Below are 23,877 nucleotides of genomic sequence, written 5' to 3' on the forward strand. Positions count from 1 at the left end.
TGAATCATAATATGCAAAGGGCTGTCTAACAAGATAGTCCTTTCTGATTTTTAAAAACTGTTGTTTTGAATCAGCAATTTTGTATATTTGTATATGAAATTATAAATATAGAAATAGAATTTTGGAAGACGAATGTATAAAGCGGCGAATAAAGATTCCTGACGATTACACGTTTGAGGATTTGAAGAAGGAAATAGATAACGGGGGTAGATTTATTATGTTTCCCTATACTATTTCCATTTTGGCGTTCCCGTTGTCTTTTTTTTCTCCTGCTATTTTGGTAAAAAAGGGGGAATCTATAAGTAAATACAAGTGGCGTTATAATTTGATTTCTTCTATTTTCGGTTGGTGGGGTGTAATTCTTGGGCCTTGGGCGACAGTTAAAAGTATCAGAAGTACGAGCAAAGGCGGGGTGGATGTGACGGATGATGTCTTGTTGAATTTGGATGAAGCAGGTTTTGAGTTACGGGAGTTTGAGTGGAGAGTTTCAAGACAGACTTTTTGTAAGGTTGATAAATGGGATAAGCGAGAATTTATCAAGGCTTTGGCACCTGTTTACGAGAATGATTCTAATATTCGAAAAATTGTAATTGGCTATTATATAGGAGAAAGTTGCGATACGAATGTTTATTGTATAGGTTTGGATTGCGTGTGGAATTTCAATAAATATTATGATATTTTTGGAGCTGCGATATACACTCGTTTCCGGGAAAGTACGGTATTTTTACTTTTGGATCTGAAACAAAATGAGGATTATATGGTTGTGTATTTATTAGAACAGGGTGATGTGATTGTTGATAAAACAATTTGTGAACAGTAGGTCGGATTCAAATATATCTTTTAGTTTTTATCTTTTAGTTTTCTTAATAGATTAATCCGAATGCCCAAAGAGGAATGATATTTTTATATCCGTATTCTATATCATCTTTTACAACATAAGCATTTTCTATCCCTTCAATTTGCTTTTGTGTCTTATTTTTGCCACCAATTTCGAAGGTATATTTACCAATAGTGAAATCTGCTACGGATGATGTGGTAACTTCTTGTGTTGTTCGCATGAAAGAAAAGAACACCGTTTCCCTCACGTTTCCAATATCTGGCGTTGTGTCTGAGATGGCGTATGCAAGATTTGTATTATTAAGATACACCTTGTCAACTTTACCAAGTAGTCTTATTCCTTTGGTATCATTTCGTAATTGGTTGATTACTCCGGCTTTTTCGAGATAGAACATCAAGTCGGGTACGAAATTACGGTTCACGTCTAAATCTCTTGAAAGTTTCGAGAAATTCGGTTTAAAGGGAACACTTTGCGCCACGATATATAATAATTTTTTTAGCTTTTGCGCCGTGGAAATATTCATTTGTGCGAAATTGGGAATATCATTTTCAAGCGTTTGATTTAAAACACTTTTCAAGCGAATGTAATAACCGTCTTCTTTAAAAAACGGGTAATAACCCTGTTGCAGGTACTCTTTAAATAATTGCAACGGTCGTTCCTTATCGTATGGGAATTGTATTTTATTAGATAATATGTCTTCGAATGAATGTACGGGTAATTTTATATTTTTGGCTATATTCAGGTATTCCCTGAATGACAATCCTGTCATATGATATTCTAGTTTACGGCGGCTGAGATCGGCTCCCCCTTGTTCCAGATCAAGAATAGAAGAACCCGTGTATATTACATTTAATCCGGGGATTTGATCATATATATTTTTAATCTCCTTGGCCCATGCTTGATATTTATGGATTTCATCAATATATAACTTTTTTCCACCTTGCTGGTAAAATTTCAATGCAAGCTCATAAAGTGTATTTGTGGAAAAATAGAGATCATCTGCCGTGACAAAAAGAGTTTCGTTAATGTTATCATGGAGTTTTATATGTTGTAATAACAAGGTGGTTTTGCCGACTCCTCTTGCTCCAAGTATTGCCACCAGACGGCTGTTCCATGAAATTTGATCATGTAGATAACGAATGAAATTTGTTGTAGTGTTGTCCAAAAGTAATCTAAATGTTCTATATAGATTTTCCATATTACTGATGTTTTTCAAGTCATTTCTGCAAATATAGGGAAAATTGCATGATATAACAAGCAATAATTTGGTAAAACTGCAAGATATATCTTGCAGTTTTACGGGATGATAATAATTTTTTGGGTATTTGACCTTAAATTGCTAGCTTTGTAATAATCATTATAACAAAAAATAAGTACTTATGACGAGTAAGAAATTGAAAAGAATTCTATATGTTTTCGCAGTTTTAATCATGTTGATACTGGGAATCGTCGTGTGGATGCAATCATCTGGTGGAGTTGTTGAGGAACAGACGTTTACTATTAATAATAAGCAATTGGCCACTTTTGTCTATAACACCGAAACAGAAACTCCCCAAAGGCTACATATCACGGTGAAAGGTACCTTGGATTGTGATGCTATTTTGACGATAAGAGAGGACGGAGAGAGTAAGGGGGTTCGTTCCCGTCGCTCGTTTCCTTTAAAAGCAGGAGAACTGAAAGATCGGGATTTCCAGACGATGTGGACTCATACCGGGATGATCATAGAATTCAAGACAGATGGATGTACCGTTAATGATGTGAAGGTTAAGATTGAGGTGATAGAGTAAATGATTCATAACGATATATTGATTTGCTGATTTAAACTAGCAATTTTTCGAAAAAATGCCGATTTAAATCAGCAGTTTTGTATATTTGCATCAATAACATTGATTTTATTACAGTTATGGAACAATTAATTGAACTTTTCCGGCGTTTATTGTTATTGACAGATACATCATATATCCGATATTTGTATGATAAAATTGATTGGTCGGCACGTATGATTGGAATTGTGGGACCTCGGGGAGTGGGGAAAACCACTATGTTGTTACAGCGTATAAAATTAAATCATTCGCTGGATGATACGCTTTTTATTAATGCGGATGACCTGTATTTTGCAGAACATAGACTTTTTGATTTAGCTTCGGATTTTTATAAAAACGGGGGAAGACATCTTTTTATTGATGAAGTGCATAAATATTCGGAGTGGTCTAAGGAACTGAAAATGATATATGATTATTATCCTGATTTTCAGATTATATTCACGGGTTCTTCTATTTTGGATATTTATAAGGGAAATGCAGATTTAAGTCGTCGGGCATTGAGTTACTATTTGCCGGGACTCTCTTTTCGTGAATATTTGAATTTATCGTATGGAATGCAGTTGCCAGCCTATTCTTTAGAGGATATTCTTTCGCACAAAATTGAATTTCCTGAAACAAGGTTACCATTACCTTTATTTAAAGAGTACATGATGAAAGGATATTATCCATTCTTTCGGGATCCTGGTTATGAACAACGCTTGCGGAATGTGATAGGTCTTACGGTAGAGAATGATATTCCTATCTATGCTAGTATGAATATTGCTTCTACAAAAAAAATTCGGCAATTACTTTATATTATTTCTCAAAGTGTACCATTCAAGCCTAATTTTACGAAAATAGGTCAAATGATAGATGTGCATCGTAATCAAGTAACAGATTTCTTGTATTATCTGGAAAGAGCTGGTATAATTGCTCAATTACGTGGTGAAACTGGAGGTATTAGATTATTGGGTAAAGTGGAAAAAGTGTATTTAGATAACACAAATTTGATTTATGCTTTAGCTGAAAATAAATCAGATATAGGAAATATTCGAGAAACGTTTTTTCTTTCCCAGATGAAAGTGTACAATGATGTCTTTTCATCTGAAAAGTCTGATTTCCGGATTGAAAATTTTACTTTTGAGGTTGGAGGCCAAGGAAAACAGCAAAAGCAGATAGAAGGGATAGAAAATGCATATATCGTAAAGGATAACATTGAATATGGATATAAAAATATTATTCCACTGTGGCATTTTGGTTTTAATTACTAGTTTACTTACTTGATTCTTTTTTCAAAAAAACAAATAAAAACATCCTGTGCTAGATCTTCTGAATAATCTCCATTCATGATATAGTGATAGATAAAATTATATATATCAATATAATGGTATTTGAAAATATGTTCAAATTCTTTCTCTTGCATAGTAAGGATTAAAGATACACCTCACAAATATATAAGATAAAATTTTTATTACAAGTATTAAAAATCGTTTTATTTTTTGATCTTGCCTTTCCCTATCTTTTCTCTATCCTTTTTCTATGGTTCCTCTACCACATAAAGTAATCTCGAACATACCGCATACAGAACATGAACACAAATCTATGTTGTTGTTATGTTGTTACTATGTTTATGCTATGTTTATGGTATAGGGAAAGAATAGCCTAACCATGAGCCAAGTATTATGTATTGTCCTGAAAAAAGTTTACAGTAAACTTAGTAAACCAATTTTAGTAAACTACAATTGACAAAAAGATAGTTAACGAATATATAGTTGTTAAATATCATTATTAACAGATTAGATCAATGAAAATTTTTTTTCCAAAAAAGTGATTTTAATTTATAATGTCATATTCGGAAATGGTATGAAACGATAATGTTTCGAAGTATCTTAAATTCAGTGTAAGATCAGACGTGATTTTTAAAAAGATTAGTTTCCAGTGTGAATGAAAAATAGTTTCCATCTGCACTGGAAACTATTCTTTAAAAAATAAAGTATTGGTCCTAAAGAATTTTTAATGGATAGATAGATGTTTTGAAAACTTATTAATGGAATGTAAATTGGTTCGTTATCCGTGTAGAATCCGTACATTATCCGTTGAAGACAGGGTGTAGTTAGGGATCAAAGACGTATCACTTTCGAATCAAAGACGTTTCAAAGACGTTCAGCGGGTGTCTTTGATATGGGGGTGAAGGGAATATGGTTATTGTGTGATAGGGTATTTCATTTATTCTTCAGGCTTTGTATTTCGTGAAACATGTGCTATCTTTTTCCCATCAATTGTTCAAGATCGGTATTAACTTCGACAACAAGACACGATATATCGAGAAGTGGATTGTGGAATAAAACTCTTAAGGTTTTCAAGAAGTTTTGATCGTTTTTGTGAAAGAGCAAGGAGAGATTCTTCTTGATCGGTAGAGATATAAATTTAATTTTCTAACTTTGTATGCTAAAATAAAAACGAGAAGTGATGTTTAAAAGATATTGGAAAGACTTTGCCATTTTCTGGGGGCTATTTATTGTTTTTGTTGCGGGTGTGTTTTTCTTTTTCTACCTGGTTTCAGCGGGTAAATTAGGTTTTATGCCCACGTTCGAGGAGTTGGAGAACCCCAAGAATAAATTTGCCACGGAGATTTATTCCGAGGACGGGAAGATTTTAGGAAAGTATTTCGAGGGGAGTGAGAACCGTCGGTACATGGACTATAAGGATATTCCTCAGAGTGTTATCGATGCGTTGATTGCCACGGAGGATGTGCGTTTCTATGATCATAGTGGTATTGACGTGCGGGGATTGTTCCGGGTGGCACAGGGTATGTTGACCGGAAATTCTTCTGCCGGAGGTGGTAGTACGATCACGCAACAGTTGGCAAAGATGTTGTTCCCTCGGGAGGCGAATCAGAATTTCATGGAGTTAGCCGTGCGTAAATTCCGGGAGTGGGTGATTGCGGTGAAATTGGAGAAAAGTTACACGAAGGAAGAGATTATCACGATGTATCTCAATAAGTTTGACTTTTTGAACTTGGCCGTTGGTATTAACTCTGCCGCAAACATATATTTTTCGACAACACCCGATTCTTTGAAGGTGGAGCAAGCCGCCATGTTGGTGGGAATGGCTAAAAATCCTTCACTTTTTAACCCGGTACGCAGAGAAGAGAAAACGTTGGGACGCCGGAATGTGGTGTTGGGACAGATGTTGAAATATGACAAGATTTCACGAGCTGAATTTGATTCTTTGAAGGTTCTGCCTTTGGGATTGGACTTCCACAAGGAGGATCATAAAGAGGGTATTGCGACTTATTTCCGGGAATATTTGCGGTTATACATGACAGCATCTAAACCGGATAAAAAGAATTACAGCAAGTGGAGTAAAGACCAGTATGCGGTAGATTCTTTGGCTTGGGAAACGAATCCGCTTTATGGGTGGTGCAACAAGAATCTGAAATCAGACGGTTCGCATTATAATATCTACACGGACGGGTTAAAGATTTATACAACATTGGATTCCCGGATGCAGAAATATGCGGAAGAGGCCGTGACGGAACATCTGGGAGGAACGTTGCAGCCGGCATTTATGGCCGAGAGAAGTAGAAAAGCTCATCCGCCTTTTTCGAATGATTTGACAGTTTCCGAGATCAATGATATTTTGAATACTTCTATCCGTCGTACTGAGCGTTATCGGTCAATGAATAAGGCTGGTAAGAGTTTTCAAGAGATAAAGAAATCCTTTGATAAAGCGATCCCGATGTCTGTTTTCACGTGGAAAGGTGTACGGGATACCGTGATGAGTCCGTTGGATTCATTGAAACATTACAAGTCATTTTTCCGGGCTGGATTCATGGCGATGGAACCTTCTTCAGGCCGAATCAAGGCGTACGTGGGGGGACCGGATTATCGTTATTTCCAGTATGATATGGTAAGTACCGGAAAACGGCAGATCGGTTCAACGATCAAGCCGATTCTTTACACGTTGGCGATGCAGGAGGGGCTGGGACCTTGTGATCAGGTGCTGAACGTGCAACAGACGTTTGTCTTGCCGGACGGGACGACTTGGACGCCTCGTAATTCCACGGATAAGCGGGAAGGTGAGATGGTGACTTTGAAATGGGGATTGGCAAATTCGGTGAATAATATTTCCGGTTGGGTATTGAAACAATTTACCCCGGAGGCCGTCGTGCAGATGGCTCACCGGATGGGAATCACGAGTTTTATAGACCCGGTTCCCGCAATTTTCTTGGGCTCTTCCGAGGTTTCCGTGAAAGAGATGGTCGGGGCATTCTCGATATATGCGAATAAAGGGGTATATAATGCACCGATGATGGTGACTAAAATTGAGGATAAGTATGGTAACGTGCTGGCGAATTTCTACCCGGAATCCAGAGAAGTGATTACTGAAAACACTGCATTCTTGATGGCGAATTTGTTGCAGGGGGTTGTGGATGAAGGAACGGGTCGCCGTTTGCGTTTTCGGTATGGTTTTAAGAACCAGATCGGGGGAAAGACCGGAACGACACAGAATCACTCTGATGGTTGGTTTATCGGAATTACACCTGATCTTGCCGGAGGGGTTTGGGTTGGTGCGGAAGATCGTTCTATCCATTTCCAGAATTTGGCGAATGGACAGGGAGCCAGTATGGCACTTCCGATTTGGGCTTTGTTTATGCAGAAAGTATATGCGGATAAATCTCTTGCCGTGCCGCAAAGTGATTTCCAAAAACCGAATGGAGTGAACCATGTGCTTGATTGTGGGGATGCGGATCGAGAGGGAATGACGGATTACGATTCTTCAGATGAAATCTTTGATTAATTGAAAATTCATTTTGTTGATGATCTGATTTATAGAAAGTATTGTAAGAATAACGAGATTGAAAAAGTTTTATTTGAGAACGACCCCCACCGACTCCCCCTTACACAGGGGGAGAGTTGATTACCAAGTGGTTTTCCCTATTAGGAGAGGAGAGGTTATTATTTAGATGGTTTATTTCAATCTTCAATTTTCAATTGTATGGCTAAAACAAAAACCGTGTACGTTTGTCAGAATTGTGGAGCAAAGGAATCCAAATGGGTTGGGAAATGCTCTACTTGTGGGGAGTGGAATAGTTTTGTGGAAGAGGTGGAAGTTTCTACCAAAGGAAACCGGGTGGCTTCTATCGTGGGGGCAAGTTCTTCACGGCCTTTGAAGTTGTCGGAGGTGAAGGCGAATGCTGATGAGCGTATGGATACCGGAGATGGAGAACTGAACCGAGTGTTGGGAGGTGGAATCGTACCGGGTTCTATGATTCTACTGGGGGGAGAGCCGGGTATCGGTAAATCGACGTTGGTACTGCAATTTGCCTTGCATAATCGTTGTGGGAAAGTGCTGTATGTTTCCGGGGAGGAGAGTGTGTCGCAGATCAAGATGCGGGCGCAACGATTGGGGGCGGAGAATGACGATTGCCTGTTCCTTTCGGGGAACTCGTTGGAGACGGTATTGGAACATTCCCGTGCGCTTGAACCGAAATTATTGATTATTGACTCTATACAAACGCTGGCAACAGAGAGTGTGGATGCCATTCCGGGGAGTTTGTCGCAAATCCGGGAGTGTACTAACGTGTTGCTGCGTTACTCGAAAGAAAATACGATCACGACTATTTTGATCGGGCATATCACGAAAGACGGTCAGTTGGCCGGTCCGAAGATTCTGGAACATATGGTGGATACCGTCCTGCAATTTGAGGGTGATCAGCAACATATGTATCGTATTTTGCGCTCTATGAAGAACCGTTTTGGTTCGACTTCCGAGATAGGTATCTACGAGATGTTGCAATCCGGTTTGCGACAGGTGGCTAATCCTTCCGAGTTGTTGCTATCCAATCATGACCAAGATTTGAGTGGAGTCGCCGTTTCAGCCACCATGGAAGGCGTTAGAACGATTTTGTTGGAAGTGCAGGCCTTGGTTAGCACGGCGGCTTACGGGACGCCTCAGCGGTCTGCAACGGGCTTTGATACGCGACGATTGAACATGTTGCTTGCCGTGTTGGAAAAGCGGGTGGGGTTCCGGTTGGCGGCGAAGGATGTGTTCTTGAATATTGCCGGAGGAATACGGGTGAGTGACCCGGCTCTGGATTTAGGGGTCGTGATGGCAGTTCTCTCTTCAAATATAGACGCCCCGATACCCACGAATACCGTGTTTGCCGGGGAAGTTGGCTTGTCGGGAGAGATTCGTGCCGTGAGTCGTATCGAACAACGAATACTGGAGGCTGAAAAACTCGGATTCCAACAAATATTTGTTCCGGCGGGAAATAAGAAAGCGCTGACAAAAGTTCCTGCACATATAAAAGTGAGATTTGTTTCTCGGGTGGGAGATATTTGCCGGGAGTTATTTAGCTAAATCGTTTATCCATATTGTATTTTGTGAACTGACTATTTTGTAAGTTACAAAATAATCAGTTATATTTGTTCTAGAATAAAACGAATAAATATGGAAACGCCTTTTGTTTTTGGGAAAATAGCTACGGATCAAAATTTCACGGATCGACGAGTGGAAACAGAACGTTTATTGCAGAATTTCAGAAGTTTGACAAATACTATTATTATTTCTCCTCGTCGTTGGGGAAAATCATCGCTAGTAACGCATGCTGCCAAACAACTCCTAGCGTCTGAAGGAGATGTGAAATTATGCATGATAGACCTTTTTAACGTGAGGGAAGAAGAGGAGTTTTATACATTATTGGCGAAAGAGGTTTTAACATCTGTATCTTCCAAGTGGGAAGAAATAGCGATGAATGCCAAAAACTTCCTTGCCCGCTTGATCCCCCGGATTTCTTTTACGGCTGATGTGGAGAGTGAGCTGTCTTTTGGGATTGGGTTGGAGGAATTGAAACGTAATCCGGATGATATTCTGGATTTGGCAGAGGCTTTGGCTGTATCTAAAAATATTCGTTTAATTATTTGTATTGATGAATTTCAGAACGTGGCTAATTTCGGGGATTCTTTGGCGTTTCAAAAGAAGTTGAGGGCCCATTGGCAGCGACATACTCACGTTGCTTATTGTTTATTTGGCAGTAAGCGACACATGTTGATGGATGTTTTTGCGAATGTTTCAATGCCTTTTTATAAGTTTGGAGACTTAATGTTTCTTCAAAAAATAGAAACGGAAGAGTGGGTCCCGTTTATCCGACAAAAATTCCAAACGACTAATAAGGTTATCGAACGGGATGAAATTCAGTTATTGGTGGAATTGGTAGACAGGCACCCGTATTATGTGCAGCAATTGGCTCAACAGGTGTGGCTTAGGACAGAGAAGTTAGTCGTGCCATCTGTTGTTAAGGAAGCGTATAATGGGTTGATTGACCAGTTGAGCTTACTTTTTCTGAATAGCATGGAAACGTTTAGTAATGCCCAGCTCGGTTTTTTGAAGGCATTAATAGCGGGAGAAAAGCAATTAAGTTCAAAACAAACATTGCAGGCTTACCGGATTGGTACCTCTGGAAATGTGGTTAGAATAAAGCAAGCTCTTATGGAACGGGAAGTGATTGATGTGAGAGGAAATGAAATCACATTTCAAGATCCCTTGTTCGAGGCTTGGTTGAAACGGGATTGGTTTAAGTGAAAATAATAGAACTGATTATTTTGTAAGTTACAAAATAATCAGTTCTATTGAATTTTGTTTCTTGGTTGGAATATTTTATATTTGTCAAGAATCCAAGTTAAGGAGTGAATGGATATTTCAGAAGATAAATTTATTCAGCAAATTAATACCAAGGAAGTAGGAGCGTTTCGGGTTTTATTCGAACACTTCTACAATTATCTTGTGTTGTATGCCATGAAACGTGTCCGCCAGCGGGAAGTTGCAGAGGATGTGGTGCAGGAGGTATTCGTGGCAATCTGGGAAAGTCCGAAGGAATACAATTCTTTTCGTGGATTCAAGGCATTTTTGTATGATGCTATTCAGAACAGGTGTTTAGATTATTTAAAGCATAAAGCGGTAGAAAATCGGTATCTTGCTTACCAGCTAGCCAATCATGATGATGAACGGGAACGGGAATATAATTTGATGAGGGAGGAGGTTTACCGGGAGTTGTATTTGTCCGTTCGGGAGTTGCCTGATCGTTGTCGGGAGGTGTTCGAATTGCATCTGAAGGGTAAAAAGAATGAGGAGATTGCCGAATTATTATCTCTTTCCGTAGAAACGGTTAAAACTCATAAAAAGAATGCTGTTCGTTTCTTGAAAGAGCGGATGGGGAATTTATTTAGCTTATTGGTTATATTCCGGGTACTCTGATTTTAGCCTACTTCTCGTTTAGGTTATAAATTTTTCTTGAAAAAAGTTGTTTTCTACTTACCCCTTTTCGGGGTGCTTGTCGTATGTGGTGCAAAATTGGAGAACGGATATGGAAATCTTTAATGAGAAAATAGTTCGAATGATTCGGCTTTATTTGTCCGGTGTCATTTCTGAAGAGGAACGACAGGAACTGGAACGCTGGATACAGGAAAGCGAGAGAAACCGTCGTTTTTTTGAAGAAATGAAGGAAGAGGGACGGTTTGCGGAGGAGTTTCCTGAGTTTTGCCGGATTGATATGGAAAAGGGATGGAGACGTTTTGAACAACAAATTTTGCCGAATCGATGGAGTTTATGGAAGCAAGTGTTGAGATATGCGGCAGTGATAGCCGTACCGGTAGCAATAGGACTTTCCGTCTGGTTGTTGAATCAGGGAGAGAAAAAGGGGAGTCCTGTGGTCAGCGAGGCGATTGAACCGGGGCAGGTTAAGGCTATGCTAGTACTTCCGGGAGGGACAACGCTAGCACTGAAAGACATGAAACAGAAAGAAATTGAGGTCGGTGAAGGGTTGAAAGCGACACAAACAAGTGCAGGTTTAGTGTATGATACTGGTATTGACGAAAAAGAGGAAAAACTGCAATATAGTATGTTGAAGATTCCCCGGGGAGGAGAGTTTCATCTGACCTTATCCGACGGAACGAACATCATATTGAATTCTGCGACAAATCTGAAGTATCCGGTGAGATTTGGAAGGGAAGAGCGTAGAGTTTATTTGGAGGGTGAAGCTTATTTTGAAGTGAAGAAAGATAGTACTCGTCCTTTTTGTGTGGAAATAGAAGGAATGCAGGTACAGGTTTATGGGACATCATTTAATGTGAATGCACGTAAAGGAGAAGATGTACAAACCATTTTGGTAGAAGGAGAAGTGGGTATTAAATTGCCAAATTCAATGAAAGAGTACATGTTGAGTCCTGGAAAGTTGGCCCACTTTGATCGGGGAACCGGAAAAGTTCAGATTAAAAGTGTGAATGTACAACAATATGTGGCTTGGACAAAGGGTATTTTCACGTTTGAAGAGGAGAGCTTGGAACAGATTATGAATACGCTTTCATTGTGGTATGATGTGGATGTGTTTTACCAAACGGAAAGTGTTAAACAACTTCATTTTTCCGGACACTTGGGACGTTATAAGGAAATCCAAGATATCCTAGGGGCAATTACGGAAGCCACGGGAGTAAAATTTACGATAAAGGAAAGAATAATTATTGTTACTAAATAAAAAACGGAAGGCGTTGGAAGCACCTTCCGCTAGTTTAATCTCCGATAGACTTTATCGTGTGAGCCTATTGGTAAATAATCTAACTATCAATTACAAAAGTATGGAAAAAAATCGAATTTGCCTTCGATCTTATTTGGGTTGTTGGCGTAAATTTTGGAAAATTATGAGAATGTGTCTCGTTTTACTGTCTTGTTTCACGTTTTCTCTTTCAGCGAGTACTTATGCTCAGCAGGAACGAGTTAGTTTGAATATGAAAGAGGTTACTGTGAAAATGTTGCTGGATGAGATTCAGCGACAGACAGATTTGCATTTTATTTTTAATACCGAACAAACGAATAGTTTGGGAAAGGTGTCTGTTGAGGCGAGGAATGAGACCGTGGAAGCTGTACTAGTGCGTCTTTTTGAGGGGACAGATTTAACGTATAGTTTTCGAGGGAATATTATCGTGGTGAAGCGTCGGGTTGATGTCGTAGGACAACAGGAGATGTTGAAAGTTACAGGGAAAGTTGTAGACGAGAAAAAACAGGTCTTGCCAGGTGTAACAGTAAAATTAGAAGGAACAACTGTCGGGACGGCAACTAATACAATGGGGGTCTTTTCGCTAATGTTACCAGTTAGAGAGGGCTTTCTGGAATTCTCTTTTGTAGGTTTTAAGAGTAAGAAAGTTCGGTTTACAGAGAAAAGTGATACACTCCATGTCGTGTTGGTGGAAGATTTGAAAGAAATTGAAGAAGTGGTTGTTACCGGTTATCAAGTGATTCGAGAGAAAGCGATGGCAGGAGCTTATGCGAAGGTGAAATCGGAAGATTTGATCATGACGGGAAATGAGACCATCGAGTCTATGTTGCAGGGAAAAATTCCGGGTATGGTGGTGACTCACACGAGCGGTTTGACAGGAACACGGCAGAAAGTGAGAGTGAGAGGAACGTCCACGTTAGTGGGTAATGCTGATCCGGTATGGGTGGTTGACGGTATCATTCAGGAGGATAATTTGCCGTTTGAGGCCGAGTCATTAGCGGCTATGAGTGACGATAACCTTGATATGATGAAAGATTTTATCGGGGGAGCAGTTTCGTGGTTGAATCCGAATGACATTGATGATATTACCGTGTTGAAGGATGCTTCGGCAACGGCAATTTATGGAGTGAAGGCTGCAAACGGGGTGATTTTGATCACGACAAAGAAAGGAGAACGCGGTCGTATGTCAGTAAATTATTCCGGGAATTTTTCTATGAGCCAAAGGTTAAATTATAACCGGATGGAAATTATGAATTCAAAAGACCGGATTGCCCTTTCCCGTGAGGCTTTTGAGCGGGGAGCGCAGGTGGGCGATGAGAATATCGGTTATGTCGGATTGGCATTGGCTTATTCTCGACGTGAAATTAGCTTGGAAGAGTTTCAGAATGGAGTGAAAAAGTTAGAAACCGTGAATACGGATTGGTTTGATATTTTGTATAGAACACCTTTTTCTCAATCGCACTCGTTGAGTTTTTCCGGGGGTAATGAGAACGCAACTTACCGGGCTTCTTTCGGGTATCGGAACCAACAGAATACAGCGAAAGGTAACGAGCAGGAGACTTACACAGGTAATTTGAACATGACGTCTATTTTTTGGAAACGATTGACGCTGACGGCTTCGTTGTCTGGTACTCACACGGAGACAAAGGCTTTTGCTTCAGGAGTAGACCCTTACAATTATGCTATTACCACGAGCCGGACGATTCCTTGTTATGATGAGGGTAAATTGTATTATTATGAAAAAGGTACGGCTAATTATAATATATTGAATGAATTGGATAATTCGGGAAACAAGAATACTGCGAAGAGTCTAAACCTGAATTTGAATGCCCGTTGGAGGGTTTACGAAGATTTAACGATTTCGGCGACAATCGGGGGAATGTCAAGTTCTTCTTTTGCAGAAACGTGGTTCTCGGAACGATCCCATAATATTACCGGGATACGGGGGTATGAATACGGGCAATATTCCGTGTTGGATAATGCATACAAGGTGTCGAAACTGCCTTATGGCGGTATGCTGACTGTTTCTGAGAGTCGGAATTTTAATTACACGGCAAGAATACAAGCGGAGTTCGTGAAAGTGTGGAATGCCGTGCATGCCGTGAACTTGATGGCCGGTTTTGAGACCCGTAGCAATCAATATGAGGGATATTCACAAACGAACTGGGGGTATATGCCCGACCGTGGAAAGAGTTTTACAAATGTACCTTTGCATTATGGTTCTAATTCCGAGGAAAACAAGCTATATGCGCGGACAATCCCGACAGTTACGGACCGTTTGTCTAATTATATCTCTTACTACATATCGGGAGGGTACATGTATGATAATCGTTATTCTATTAATTTTTCAGTACGGGGGGATGCTTCCAATCGTTTTGGCGGATCCACGAAGTTCCAAACAGTTTGGTCCGGAGGTTTGCGTTGGAACGTGACAGACGAACATTGGATGAAAAATCAGAATATTGTGAGTAATTTGTCTTTCTCGGGTACTTTCGGTTACCAGGGAAATGTTGCCGAGAATGTTAGCCCGGATTTTATAGCTAAAATAGGAGCGGTAGATTCCAAGACAGGGGAATGGCGAATGACGTGGAGTCAGCTTCCTAATCCTGATCTGAAACCGGAAAAAACGTTGTCGGTGAATCTAGGGATTAATTTTGCTTTTTTTGAAAATAAGTTAGGCGGGACATTTAACTGGTATTATAAAAAGACGACCGATGTGATCACTACGGCAAAAATTCCTTACGAGAACGGGACGACAAGTATGGCAATAAATGATGGTGACATGAAGAATAAGGGATGGGATCTTTCTTTTAGTATTGTTCCAGTTCGGACGAAGAATTTTATGTGGAGTTTTGGGACAAGTTTTTCAGGGAATGACAATACGGTAAATTCGAAACTTGAGTCAACAAAGGATTGGAAAGTCGCTTCAGATGGGACATTGAATAAAAAAGGGTATCCTGTCGGGAGTTTCTGGGCCTTCCGTTTCACGGGATTAGATCCGAATCATGGTGGTCCTATGTTTGATTTTTCACGGGCAGACACGAGGCAGGCAGCAGAGGACGCTACCGAATATATGAAGTATATGGGAACTCTTGAACCAACTTTCACTGTGGGAATTAATATGGTTTTCCGATGGAAACGTTTTTCTTTCCCATTGAATTTCTACGTAAGCAGGGGTAATTACACGTTTTTATCCTCTCCTTACAGCAATGGCTTCCGGATGATGAGCGAGTACCAGAATGCCTCGACTCAATTAAAAAAACGTTGGCGGGTGCCAGGAGACGAGGCTCATACGAATATTCCCTCTATCCCGGTTGGCGAGAATTGTCGTCCACTTCGTCCATTTGGGAATAGTACGACGCTTTACCCGCTGGAAGCTTGGGCAAAATCGGATGCGCGGGTGGTGAATGCGTGGTATATTCGTTTTAATGATTTCAAATTTTCTTATAGTTTGCCGGATGAGTGGATCAAGGGGTTTGCAAAGAATGTGACTGTTTCTTTCACGGCAACTAATCCTTTGCAGATTAAGAGTAAGGATTTCAAGGGACGTGATCCGGAAGTTGCATTGGGAGAACAACCTCGATCTCAAAATTTCTCGCTGGGAGTTAACCTGAGTTTCTAATTTTAATAAAAGATACATGATGAAAATAAGAAATATATATTTGCTAATGCCTGTCTTTTGTTTGATAGGGTGTAGTGATTTTCTGGAAGAATCCAGCCAAGATGAGGTTAGGCCCGCCATGGTGTCGGATTTAGAGCAAATCTTGTTAGGAGATGGTTACCGGGATGGTCATAATTTCTTTTATATGTCGGAGATTTTCACGGATAATCAAAAATCTGTAGAACCTTTGTCGAATGTTGAGGATGAATACGAACGGAATAAATGGAGATTTTTATGGGATTCGAAGATGTTTGACGATGATGGAGGTGGTTATAATGGCGAATGTTGGGAGGTTCATTATAAAGGTATTTTAGGATGTAATCTGGTGTTGGAGTACCTGGATGACATGAAGGGAGAAGACTATATCCGGGAGAGTTTGCGGGGAGAAGCTTTGACGTTACGTTCCTGGTATTACCTTCACTTGGTGAATTTTTTCGGGATTGCATATAATCAAGGGAATCCGGCAACAGATTTGGGTGTTCCCTTGAAATTGGATCCCACGGTGACAGGTCAGTTTTTCACCCGAAACACGGTGGAAGAGGTTTATTTGCAGATAGAGCGGGATCTTTTACATGGGATTAGGTTGTTGTCGGAGAATAAGTATGACCGTAATTTTTTTAGAATAGATCATCTTGCGGCAAAAGCGATGTTGTCACGGGTATATCTGTACATGGAAAATTGGGACAAGGCGTTGGCTTACGCGGATTCTGTTTTGATGGTGAAGTCTAATTTGTTGGACTTGAATGATGGAGGACGGGTATATCACACCTCTTCAACCCCGGATGAGATTATTTGGGCCCGGGAGTATAATTCTGGATATGAGGTGAGTTTTCAACCCCGGTTATCTCCCCCGTTTATTGCATCAGATGATTTGGTAGGAATATATACGGATAATGTTGATCTTCGGCAAAAGATCTATTTGTATTATGATGGTTCCATCACAAGAGGATACGCTGGCGTGAATAAAGGATATTATGATTATGCGGCGATACAGGGAATCCGCACGGCGGAATTGTATTTGAATCGAGCAGAAGTCTATTCTCGGAAATATCTGGCGGGAGGTCAGGACGAATTTAGAGTGAAGGCTTTGGCTGATTTGAATGAATTGAGAAAATATCGTATTAGTAAAAGTAAGTATATTGAGGTAAACTTGACCGATGGTCAGGAATTGCTGGATTTCTGTTTGTTGGAACGTCGTCGGGAGTTATGCGGGGAAACATGTCATCGTTGGTGTGACGTGCGTCGCCTTGGTGTGACGGTTACTCATCTTTTGTATGATAGTAGTATTGATTATCAGCAGGATATGGGGCATTATGTTTTGCCTATTCCCAAGTTGATCACAGAACAAAATCCTGCCTTGGAACAAAATCAGTAGATTAATTTTAAAATGAAATCGTATGAAAACAAAGAATATATTATGGATATTAATTGTTGGACTCGTCGGATGGATCGGGTGTAATGATGATAATAAAACGTTAACTCCTTCGGGAGTTGCGGAATACGAGCTGGTGATTCCTCAAGGGAATCATGAATACGATGCGCGTATCGTGGATTGGTTTGATCGGACAGGCGTGTATATCCTTTATAAGTTCGATCCGGTTGATGTTTATCTTAAAGTACAAGCGAGCTGGCAAGAGATGTATCTGGACACGATAAGGACTGTAAATTATTATGAGATGAAAGAGGGTGATTTCGTGAAAGATAGCGTTGCGAATCTTGCCGGGGTAGAGTATAAATTAGGGGCGACAAAAAATTCAAGTACTTCATGGCAAGAGGTGTCTTTGGATGGCAAGACGTTGTTGGTCGTGAACTATAAAACCCAGTACGAGGGTACTTTCTCGGTGGAAAAAGCCGACGAGGCGTATGTTGACAAGCAACTGGATTTGCTGGAACAGCTTTTTTTGAATTTTTATCCTGATTCGCTATTGCGTTCCGTGATGCCGTTGAAAATTATCTTGGGTCAAGGTCTGAAAACGGTTTCTGGAAATCAACAGACGTTGTTGAATAAATCCTATCTACTTTCATTCAATAATTTCATCTTCAGTCATGGGGATGAGAGTGCCGGGACAATGACGGACGCAAGTAAAAAGACGTTGAAAAATGATTTGAATAAATGGTTCCTTCAGACCTATGACAAGATGAAAGATCGTTTTTCTTATGATGATTTTTATGATGTTTCCGATTATTATTGGGCAGGAGTTTCGGCTTCATCCCGTCCGGTTGATAGCATGAGTTATCGTTTGGGGTTTGTAAAACGCCCGTATGCAACGTCTCAGCTTTCTTTGATACAGGATGATGATCTTAAAAATTATGTCAATATGATTTTTGATTATACTTATGAAACTTTGGTTGCTACTCCGGTAAATGGAAATTATAATGCAAATGATCTCACAGGGATACTTCACCCGTTAAAAGACCGGAATGGTTTGATTCGGAGAAAGTATGACATTCTAATTAACGAGTTTAAACGACAGGGGGTAGATATAGAAACTATTGGAAGTTATTTGGGTAAATAAAAATTAGATATTGAATATATAGAGACACCGCTCTTATCCTGGTGCGGGATGGGGATGGTGTCTCTTTTATAGAACATGAAATAAGGTGTCGTTGTTTTGATACCTGGCTATAATTATGAATAAAATCGTATGTATGGAAAATCCAATTGTAAAAGTAGAACATTTATATCATCGTTATACCACAACCCGGTGGGCAATCGAGGATATTGATTTTGAGATTAATGGTTCGGGGGTAGTTGGTTTACTGGGGTCAAATGGTGCGGGAAAATCAACGACAATGAATATTATTTGTGGTGTGTTAAAACAGACTCAAGGTAAGGTGTATATTGATGGAATCGATACATTGAAGGATCCCGTGGCTGCCCGAAAATATATCGGTTTTTTACCTCAAAAGCCTCCATTATACCCGGATTTAACCGTGGATGAGTATTTGCGTTTTTGCGCCGAGATACACTGGATGGATCGGAAGAAAATCAATACCGCCATTAGCCTGGCAGAGGAACGCTGTGGGATTACGCACATGAAGGATCGGTTGTTGCGTAATCTGTCTGGGGGGTATCAGCAACGAGTAGGTATTGCTCAGGCTATTTTACACAATCCGAAATTTGTAGTTCTTGATGAGCCTACGAATGGATTGGATCCAAACCAAATTCTGGAAGTTCGTCAATTAATTCGAAATATAGCGGAAGAGCATACAGTAATGCTTTCAACACATATATTGTCGGAAGTTCAAGCTACTTGTTCAACAATCAAAATGATTGAACATGGGCGGGTGGTATTTTCCGGTAGCGTGGAGGAGTTTGATAATTATATCAAACCGAATACGCTTTATGCCGAATTTGATGTACCTCCGCTGCCCGATGAGTTAATGGCACTTCCCGGTATCAAGCAGGTGGAAAGTGTGAGTGGTCGAGGTGCCCGTTTGTTGTATGACGGAGATCGGGACACGGTCAAACAAGTGATTCGTGAAAGTGTTACTAGAGGATGGGAAATGACAGAGATCCGGACTGAAAAGAGTTCTATGGAGGCAGTGTTTGCTAAGTTGTCAGGAAAATAATCATATTAAAAGTAAACTATTATGAGAGCAATATACAGGATAGCTCGTTTGGAGTTATCAAATCTTTTTTATTCACCTGTGGCATGGCTTTTACTTGTCCTTTTTGTGTTTATGACGGGGATGACGTTTGGTGAGATGATGGAAAGTTTATCCCGTAAACAGGAATTAGGTAGAAACTTATATGCAATTTCTAAAGAAATTTTCTATAATTCCAGAGGGCTTTGGGGAAGTGTGAGTCAGTGGTTTTATTTGGTTATGCCCTTGTTGACAATGGGATTAATCAGTCAGGAGTTTAGCCGGGGTTCTATAAAATTGTTATTCTCGGCTCCGATTACGGGACGACATATCGTGTTGGGAAAATATTTAGGAATGATGCTATACGGGTTGATCATGATGGCCATATTATTGGTGTTTGTTGTGATTTCTGGGTGTATTGTGGAATCGTTTGGATGGGCGACCGTCTTAACAGGATTGTTGGGATTGTATCTCTTATTCGGGCTTTATGCGGCGATAGGTCTCTTCATGTCAACTCTAACCAATTATCCTATCGTGGCTGCGATCGGGATGATCGCTTTATTGACATTGCTGGGGCTTGTTTCAGGAATTTGGCAGGAGTATGCGTTTGTGCGTGAAATCACGTACTGGTTATCTTTAGGCGGACGGGCAAATACTTTTATCAGGGGTTTGATTTGTAGCGAGGATATTATCTATTTTGTTATTATGAGTGGAATGTTTCTTGGTTTTGCCGTGTTGAAGTTGGAATTGTTGCGAGAAAGTTGTTCGTTTGCAGGGAAAGTTTCCCGTTATTTGGGAATATTTCTCCTAACGATGCTGGTGGGATATTTGACGTCACGTCCGATGTTAAAGTGGTATTATGATGCTACTTACACGAAAGAAAATTCATTGACGAAAGCGAGTCAAGACATCGTGGAGAAACTCGACGGTAAGTTGAAATTGACAACTTATGTGAATTTGTTTGGAGAACTTTATGGGATGACGGCAAAAGGAATAAAAAGAGATATTGATCGTTACGAACGGTATATTCGCTGTAAACCGGATATGGAGTTAGATTATGTTTTTTATTACCATGCAGATACTACAAATGAGAATTTTAAAAATCGGTATCCGGGGAAAACATTATTGGGAGCGGCAAAAGATGCGGTAAAATTGCAAGATACCCGATTAGGACGTTATCTGACTCCAGAGGAAATAGCTGAAGTGGAAGTTGAAAAAGGGATTCGTTTAAGTGACGAGAGGTATGATTTCGTGACATTGATTGAGCGGGAAAATGGCGAACGGACATTTTTACGTGTCTATCGTGAGTATATGAATCCTTTACCGGGAGAGACGGAAATTTCTGCCGCCTTAAAACGAATTGCTATGCGATTGCCTCGGGTTGGTTTTATTGAAGACCGAGGAACTCGTTCCAGTGTGGGAGATCTAAATCGGGATTATTCTTATTTTGTATCAGAAAAAACTTATCGTCGGGCAATGATTAATCAAGGTTTCGATGTGATGGATGTTAGCCTAAAAGATGGTTACGGGGCGTTGGATAGTTTGGATATTTTGATCGTGTCGGATCCATTGGAACCGTTCTCGAGCGAAGAGTTAGATATTTTATTCCGTTACGTGGAAAATGGTAAAAATTTATTCGTGGCAAGTAAACCGAAGACGTATTCTTGTTTGACTCCTTTGATGGAACGATTAGGACTTCAGTTTGAACCGGGAGTGTTGGTACAGGAAGCTGTGCGTGAATATCCAATGAATCTGCTCCTCTGTACAGTAACCGATAGTGTCAGAGAATTGTCTCATCTTTGGGATAATTTATACAATATGACACATCGGAAAAATTCAGCTCTTTCATTGGTCATGCCGGGGGCTTTGTCTATTCAGCAAAAATCAGATAAAGGTTTTCGGGTGATCCCGTTATTAATTTCTAGAGATTCTATGGCTTGGAATGAGTTAGAGACTGTTGATTTTGTGAATGATACGGCTCGTTTGAATCCCAAGATCGGGGAACGGGCTGGAGTGAAGACTACGATGGTGGGCTTGGAGAGAGAACAAGCCGGGCGTTTGCAACGAATCATCGTGTCAGGGGATGCCGATTGTATTAGTATGGGTGAATTAGCTGTTTCTCGTAGGGGAATTAGTTCTGCTAACGGGGCCTTGCTTATGGCGATGCTTAATTGGTTCTCTTATGAAGAATTACCAGTGAATACTTCTCGTCCGTCATATATTGATAATAAATTGAATCTTGGTATGGAGGCTGGGGCTTCTCTTAAAGTTGTGTTACAATGGATATTTCCGGCATTACTCCTTTTGATGGGTATTTTCGTGCTGATCCGGAGAAAAGGGAAATAGCGGTTTGTGCGTGTAAGTCTTGAATTAAGACTGAACGATTGGTGGAGGTTGGAATTTTTAATTCCAACCTTTCTTTATGAGTAAAACTTGTTAAGAGGGAATATATCTTTTTGAATCAGGAGTTTCTAGAGTCTGATTTTTTTCCTTATACTTGTACGGTAAAACTTGACAAGTGAATTGGAATACTCAAATATTAATTGATTTTCAACAAGGAAAGTTAGATTTGTTATACCGGAATGTTTATCCGGGATTAATCTTGTATGCCATCAAGTATTTGGGGGAGGAAAGCGAATTTCTGGCAGAGGATTGTGTGCAGAATGCCATTTTCAGTGCTTGGGAAAGAAGAAATAAATTCGATTCCGTGTACACGTTCAAGGCTTTTCTTTACATGGCGATCAAAAATGACATCATTAGTATTCACCGGAAAAATTCAGCCCGGGAGCGGTATGTCCGGGAGTTGGAGGATGCATCTTGTTTTGCTAATTCGGTGATTGATCAAGAGGCCCAGACATTGTTGTATAGCGCTATCGAAGAATTGCCGGAGAAGGCAAGAATCGTTTTTGAGATGAGCTTTATGGAAGGGCTAAAGAATGTGGAGATCGCGGAAAAATTAGGTTTATCCGATAGCTCCGTGAAAAAATACAAGGCGACTGCCTTGGATTTTTTGCGTAAAAAGCTAGAACCTTCTTTGTTTCTGTTCTTATTTTCAGGGTTATAGAAATTATTTTGAAAAAACTTCAATTTTTCATTGCCCCTTTTGAGGGGTGTTGCGTTATAGGGGGGATTAAAAAAATAACCGCATGATTACGCGTGAGAATGAAAAATGGTTTCGAATAGCCGGATTACTTGCCCGACAGCGAGTAGGACAGCTTTCTGAAGAAGAACTTCGGGAGTTGGAAGAATGGAGAGAAGTTTCTCCGGAAAATAAGCTGTTGTATGATCGTTGGCAAGATGGAGAATTCCTAGAGGTCGGTTTTAAGAACTACCAAAGAATCGGTCGTCGGAAAGCATTGCTGGATATGGAAAAGCGAGTGCAGCTCCAACGTAAGAAAGAGTTGAGATTACGGGTTTTGCGTTGGGGAACCGTGGCGGCAGTATTTGTCGTGGCCGTGTTCAGTAGCTTATATTTGTTTGAGAGAGGAACTGAAGAACCCGTAAAGGAACAAGTGGCAATCGCTTTGATGAAACCACAACGTCCCGTGTTAAGGTTAGATGACGGGACTACAATGTTGTTGGATAGTTTGAAGGGGGATTTTGAAGAGGCTGGAATTTTAGTAAAGAAGGCTGGTGAATCAACATTGTCTTACTCGGCAGAGAATTTACCACGGCAAGCGCAATTGGCCTATAATACGATTGAAGTTCCCAAGGGGGCCGAGTTTGACTTGATTTTGTCCGATGGTACCCGGGTTTGGTTGAATGCCGATTCTAAACTGAAATATCCGGTTACTTTTGGAAATGATAAACGAGAGGTGGAATTAGAGGGAGAGGGGTATTTTAAAGTGACGAAGGATGAGAGAAAGCCTTTCCGTGTTGTCGTGAAAAAACAGACTGTGGAAGTATTAGGAACTGAGTTTAACGTGGATGCCTATCCGGGAGAGAAGAACACTTATACCACTTTGGTCAGTGGGAAAGTGAAGGTGGATGCCGACGGGCAAACCGTGATTCTTGATCCGGGGATGCAATCCGTAGTGAATGATGAAAAGATGTACACCCGGAAGGTAAACGTGGCGGAGGTCATAAGCTGGCGAAACGGGATGTTCGTGTTGGAGAATCATACCTTGGAAGAGATTATGTCAAAATTGGCTCGTTGGTATGATTTTACGGTTTTCTATCAGAATACGTCTTTAAAGGAGGCTACGTTTAAGGGTAAAATTCCTCGTTATGCCTCTTTCGAGTCGGTTTTGAATATATTGGAGAAAACGGGTGAAGTGAAGTTTAACGTGAAAAATCAAACTGTAACTGTTTATCAATAAATAAAAAAGGGAAATTTGGTCGATTCCCCCTTTGCCAAACATCTGTTGGTCGCAGATGAATGTTTAATGTAATACTTTACAAATGTATGAAAAAAAAGAGTATGACGTGTAGTCTT

16 protein-coding genes are annotated in these 23,877 nt (G+C 40.2%); 15 read left to right on the top strand and 1 reads right to left on the bottom strand.

The features are described 5' to 3' along the window. The first annotated feature begins 121 nt into the window (after window positions 1–121). A complete protein-coding gene (locus I2I33_RS02020; protein WP_087419275.1) occupies window positions 122–820 on the top strand; it encodes a hypothetical protein in 699 nt (232 codons plus the stop codon). Window positions 821–863: 43 nt separating this feature from the next. Here I2I33_RS02020 and I2I33_RS02025 read toward each other — a convergent pair whose 3' ends face one another. Then, window positions 864–2,036: an ATP-binding protein gene (locus tag I2I33_RS02025; protein ID WP_087419276.1), complete on the bottom strand. Its 1,173-nt coding sequence runs from the start codon at window positions 2,034–2,036 to the stop codon at window positions 864–866. Window positions 2,037–2,217: 181 nt separating this feature from the next. Between I2I33_RS02025 and I2I33_RS02030 the strand changes: the two genes are divergently transcribed. The 14 genes from I2I33_RS02030 to I2I33_RS02095 all read left to right on the top strand — a co-directional run bounded on the left by I2I33_RS02030 (window position 2,218) and on the right by I2I33_RS02095 (window position 23,761). Beyond that, on the top strand, window positions 2,218–2,625 hold the full coding sequence (locus I2I33_RS02030) for a hypothetical protein (protein ID WP_087419277.1): 408 nt from the start codon (window positions 2,218–2,220) through the stop codon (window positions 2,623–2,625). 116 nt (window positions 2,626–2,741) lie between these two features. Next, window positions 2,742–3,911 carry an ATP-binding protein gene (locus I2I33_RS02035; RefSeq protein ID WP_087419278.1) on the top strand — a complete coding sequence of 390 codons (1,170 nt, stop codon included), beginning with the start codon at window positions 2,742–2,744 and terminating at the stop codon, window positions 3,909–3,911. Window positions 3,912–5,109: 1,198 nt separating this feature from the next. Continuing rightward, window positions 5,110–7,443: a transglycosylase domain-containing protein gene (locus I2I33_RS02040; RefSeq protein ID WP_087419279.1), complete on the top strand. Its 2,334-nt coding sequence runs from the start codon at window positions 5,110–5,112 to the stop codon at window positions 7,441–7,443. Between the two features lie 198 nt (window positions 7,444–7,641). Continuing rightward, on the top strand, window positions 7,642–9,006 hold the full coding sequence (radA, locus tag I2I33_RS02045) for a DNA repair protein RadA (RefSeq protein WP_087419280.1): 1,365 nt from the start codon (window positions 7,642–7,644) through the stop codon (window positions 9,004–9,006). A 90-nt stretch (window positions 9,007–9,096) separates the two neighbouring features. Then, complete coding sequence (locus I2I33_RS02050; protein WP_087419281.1) at window positions 9,097–10,227, top strand: AAA family ATPase; 1,131 nt, start codon at window positions 9,097–9,099, stop codon at window positions 10,225–10,227. A gap of 108 nt (window positions 10,228–10,335) precedes the next feature. Next, window positions 10,336–10,899, top strand: coding sequence for an RNA polymerase sigma-70 factor (locus I2I33_RS02055; protein WP_087419282.1), 564 nt, complete (start codon window positions 10,336–10,338; stop codon window positions 10,897–10,899). Window positions 10,900–11,008: 109 nt separating this feature from the next. Further along, window positions 11,009–12,175, top strand: coding sequence for a FecR family protein (locus I2I33_RS02060; RefSeq protein ID WP_140402527.1), 1,167 nt, complete (start codon window positions 11,009–11,011; stop codon window positions 12,173–12,175). Between the two features lie 163 nt (window positions 12,176–12,338). After that, window positions 12,339–15,815, top strand: coding sequence for a SusC/RagA family TonB-linked outer membrane protein (locus tag I2I33_RS02065; RefSeq protein ID WP_229128152.1), 3,477 nt, complete (start codon window positions 12,339–12,341; stop codon window positions 15,813–15,815). Between the two features lie 16 nt (window positions 15,816–15,831). Then, window positions 15,832–17,229 carry a RagB/SusD family nutrient uptake outer membrane protein gene (locus I2I33_RS02070; RefSeq protein ID WP_087419284.1) on the top strand — a complete coding sequence of 466 codons (1,398 nt, stop codon included), beginning with the start codon at window positions 15,832–15,834 and terminating at the stop codon, window positions 17,227–17,229. Window positions 17,230–17,251: 22 nt separating this feature from the next. Continuing rightward, window positions 17,252–18,370 (top strand): hypothetical protein, encoded by a 1,119-nt coding sequence (locus tag I2I33_RS02075; RefSeq protein WP_087419285.1) that lies wholly within the window; start codon window positions 17,252–17,254, stop codon window positions 18,368–18,370. A gap of 133 nt (window positions 18,371–18,503) precedes the next feature. Next, a complete protein-coding gene (locus I2I33_RS02080) occupies window positions 18,504–19,427 on the top strand; it encodes an ABC transporter ATP-binding protein (RefSeq protein ID WP_087419767.1) in 924 nt (307 codons plus the stop codon). Between the two features lie 21 nt (window positions 19,428–19,448). Next, window positions 19,449–21,788 (top strand): Gldg family protein, encoded by a 2,340-nt coding sequence (locus I2I33_RS02085; RefSeq protein WP_087419286.1) that lies wholly within the window; start codon window positions 19,449–19,451, stop codon window positions 21,786–21,788. Between the two features lie 172 nt (window positions 21,789–21,960). Next, window positions 21,961–22,506, top strand: a complete 546-nt coding sequence (locus I2I33_RS02090; protein WP_087419287.1) for a sigma-70 family RNA polymerase sigma factor — start codon at window positions 21,961–21,963, stop codon at window positions 22,504–22,506. Window positions 22,507–22,588: 82 nt separating this feature from the next. Then, the gene (locus I2I33_RS02095; RefSeq protein WP_087419288.1) at window positions 22,589–23,761 is read left to right on the top strand and encodes a FecR family protein; all 1,173 of its coding nucleotides are present in this window, start codon (window positions 22,589–22,591) and stop codon (window positions 23,759–23,761) included. Window positions 23,762–23,877: the final 116 nt, after the last annotated feature.

Origin of the sequence: Butyricimonas sp. BSD2780061689_150309_C8 (assembly GCF_015560935.1) — a bacterium.
Lineage (GTDB): Bacteria > Bacteroidota > Bacteroidia > Bacteroidales > Marinifilaceae > Butyricimonas > Butyricimonas paravirosa.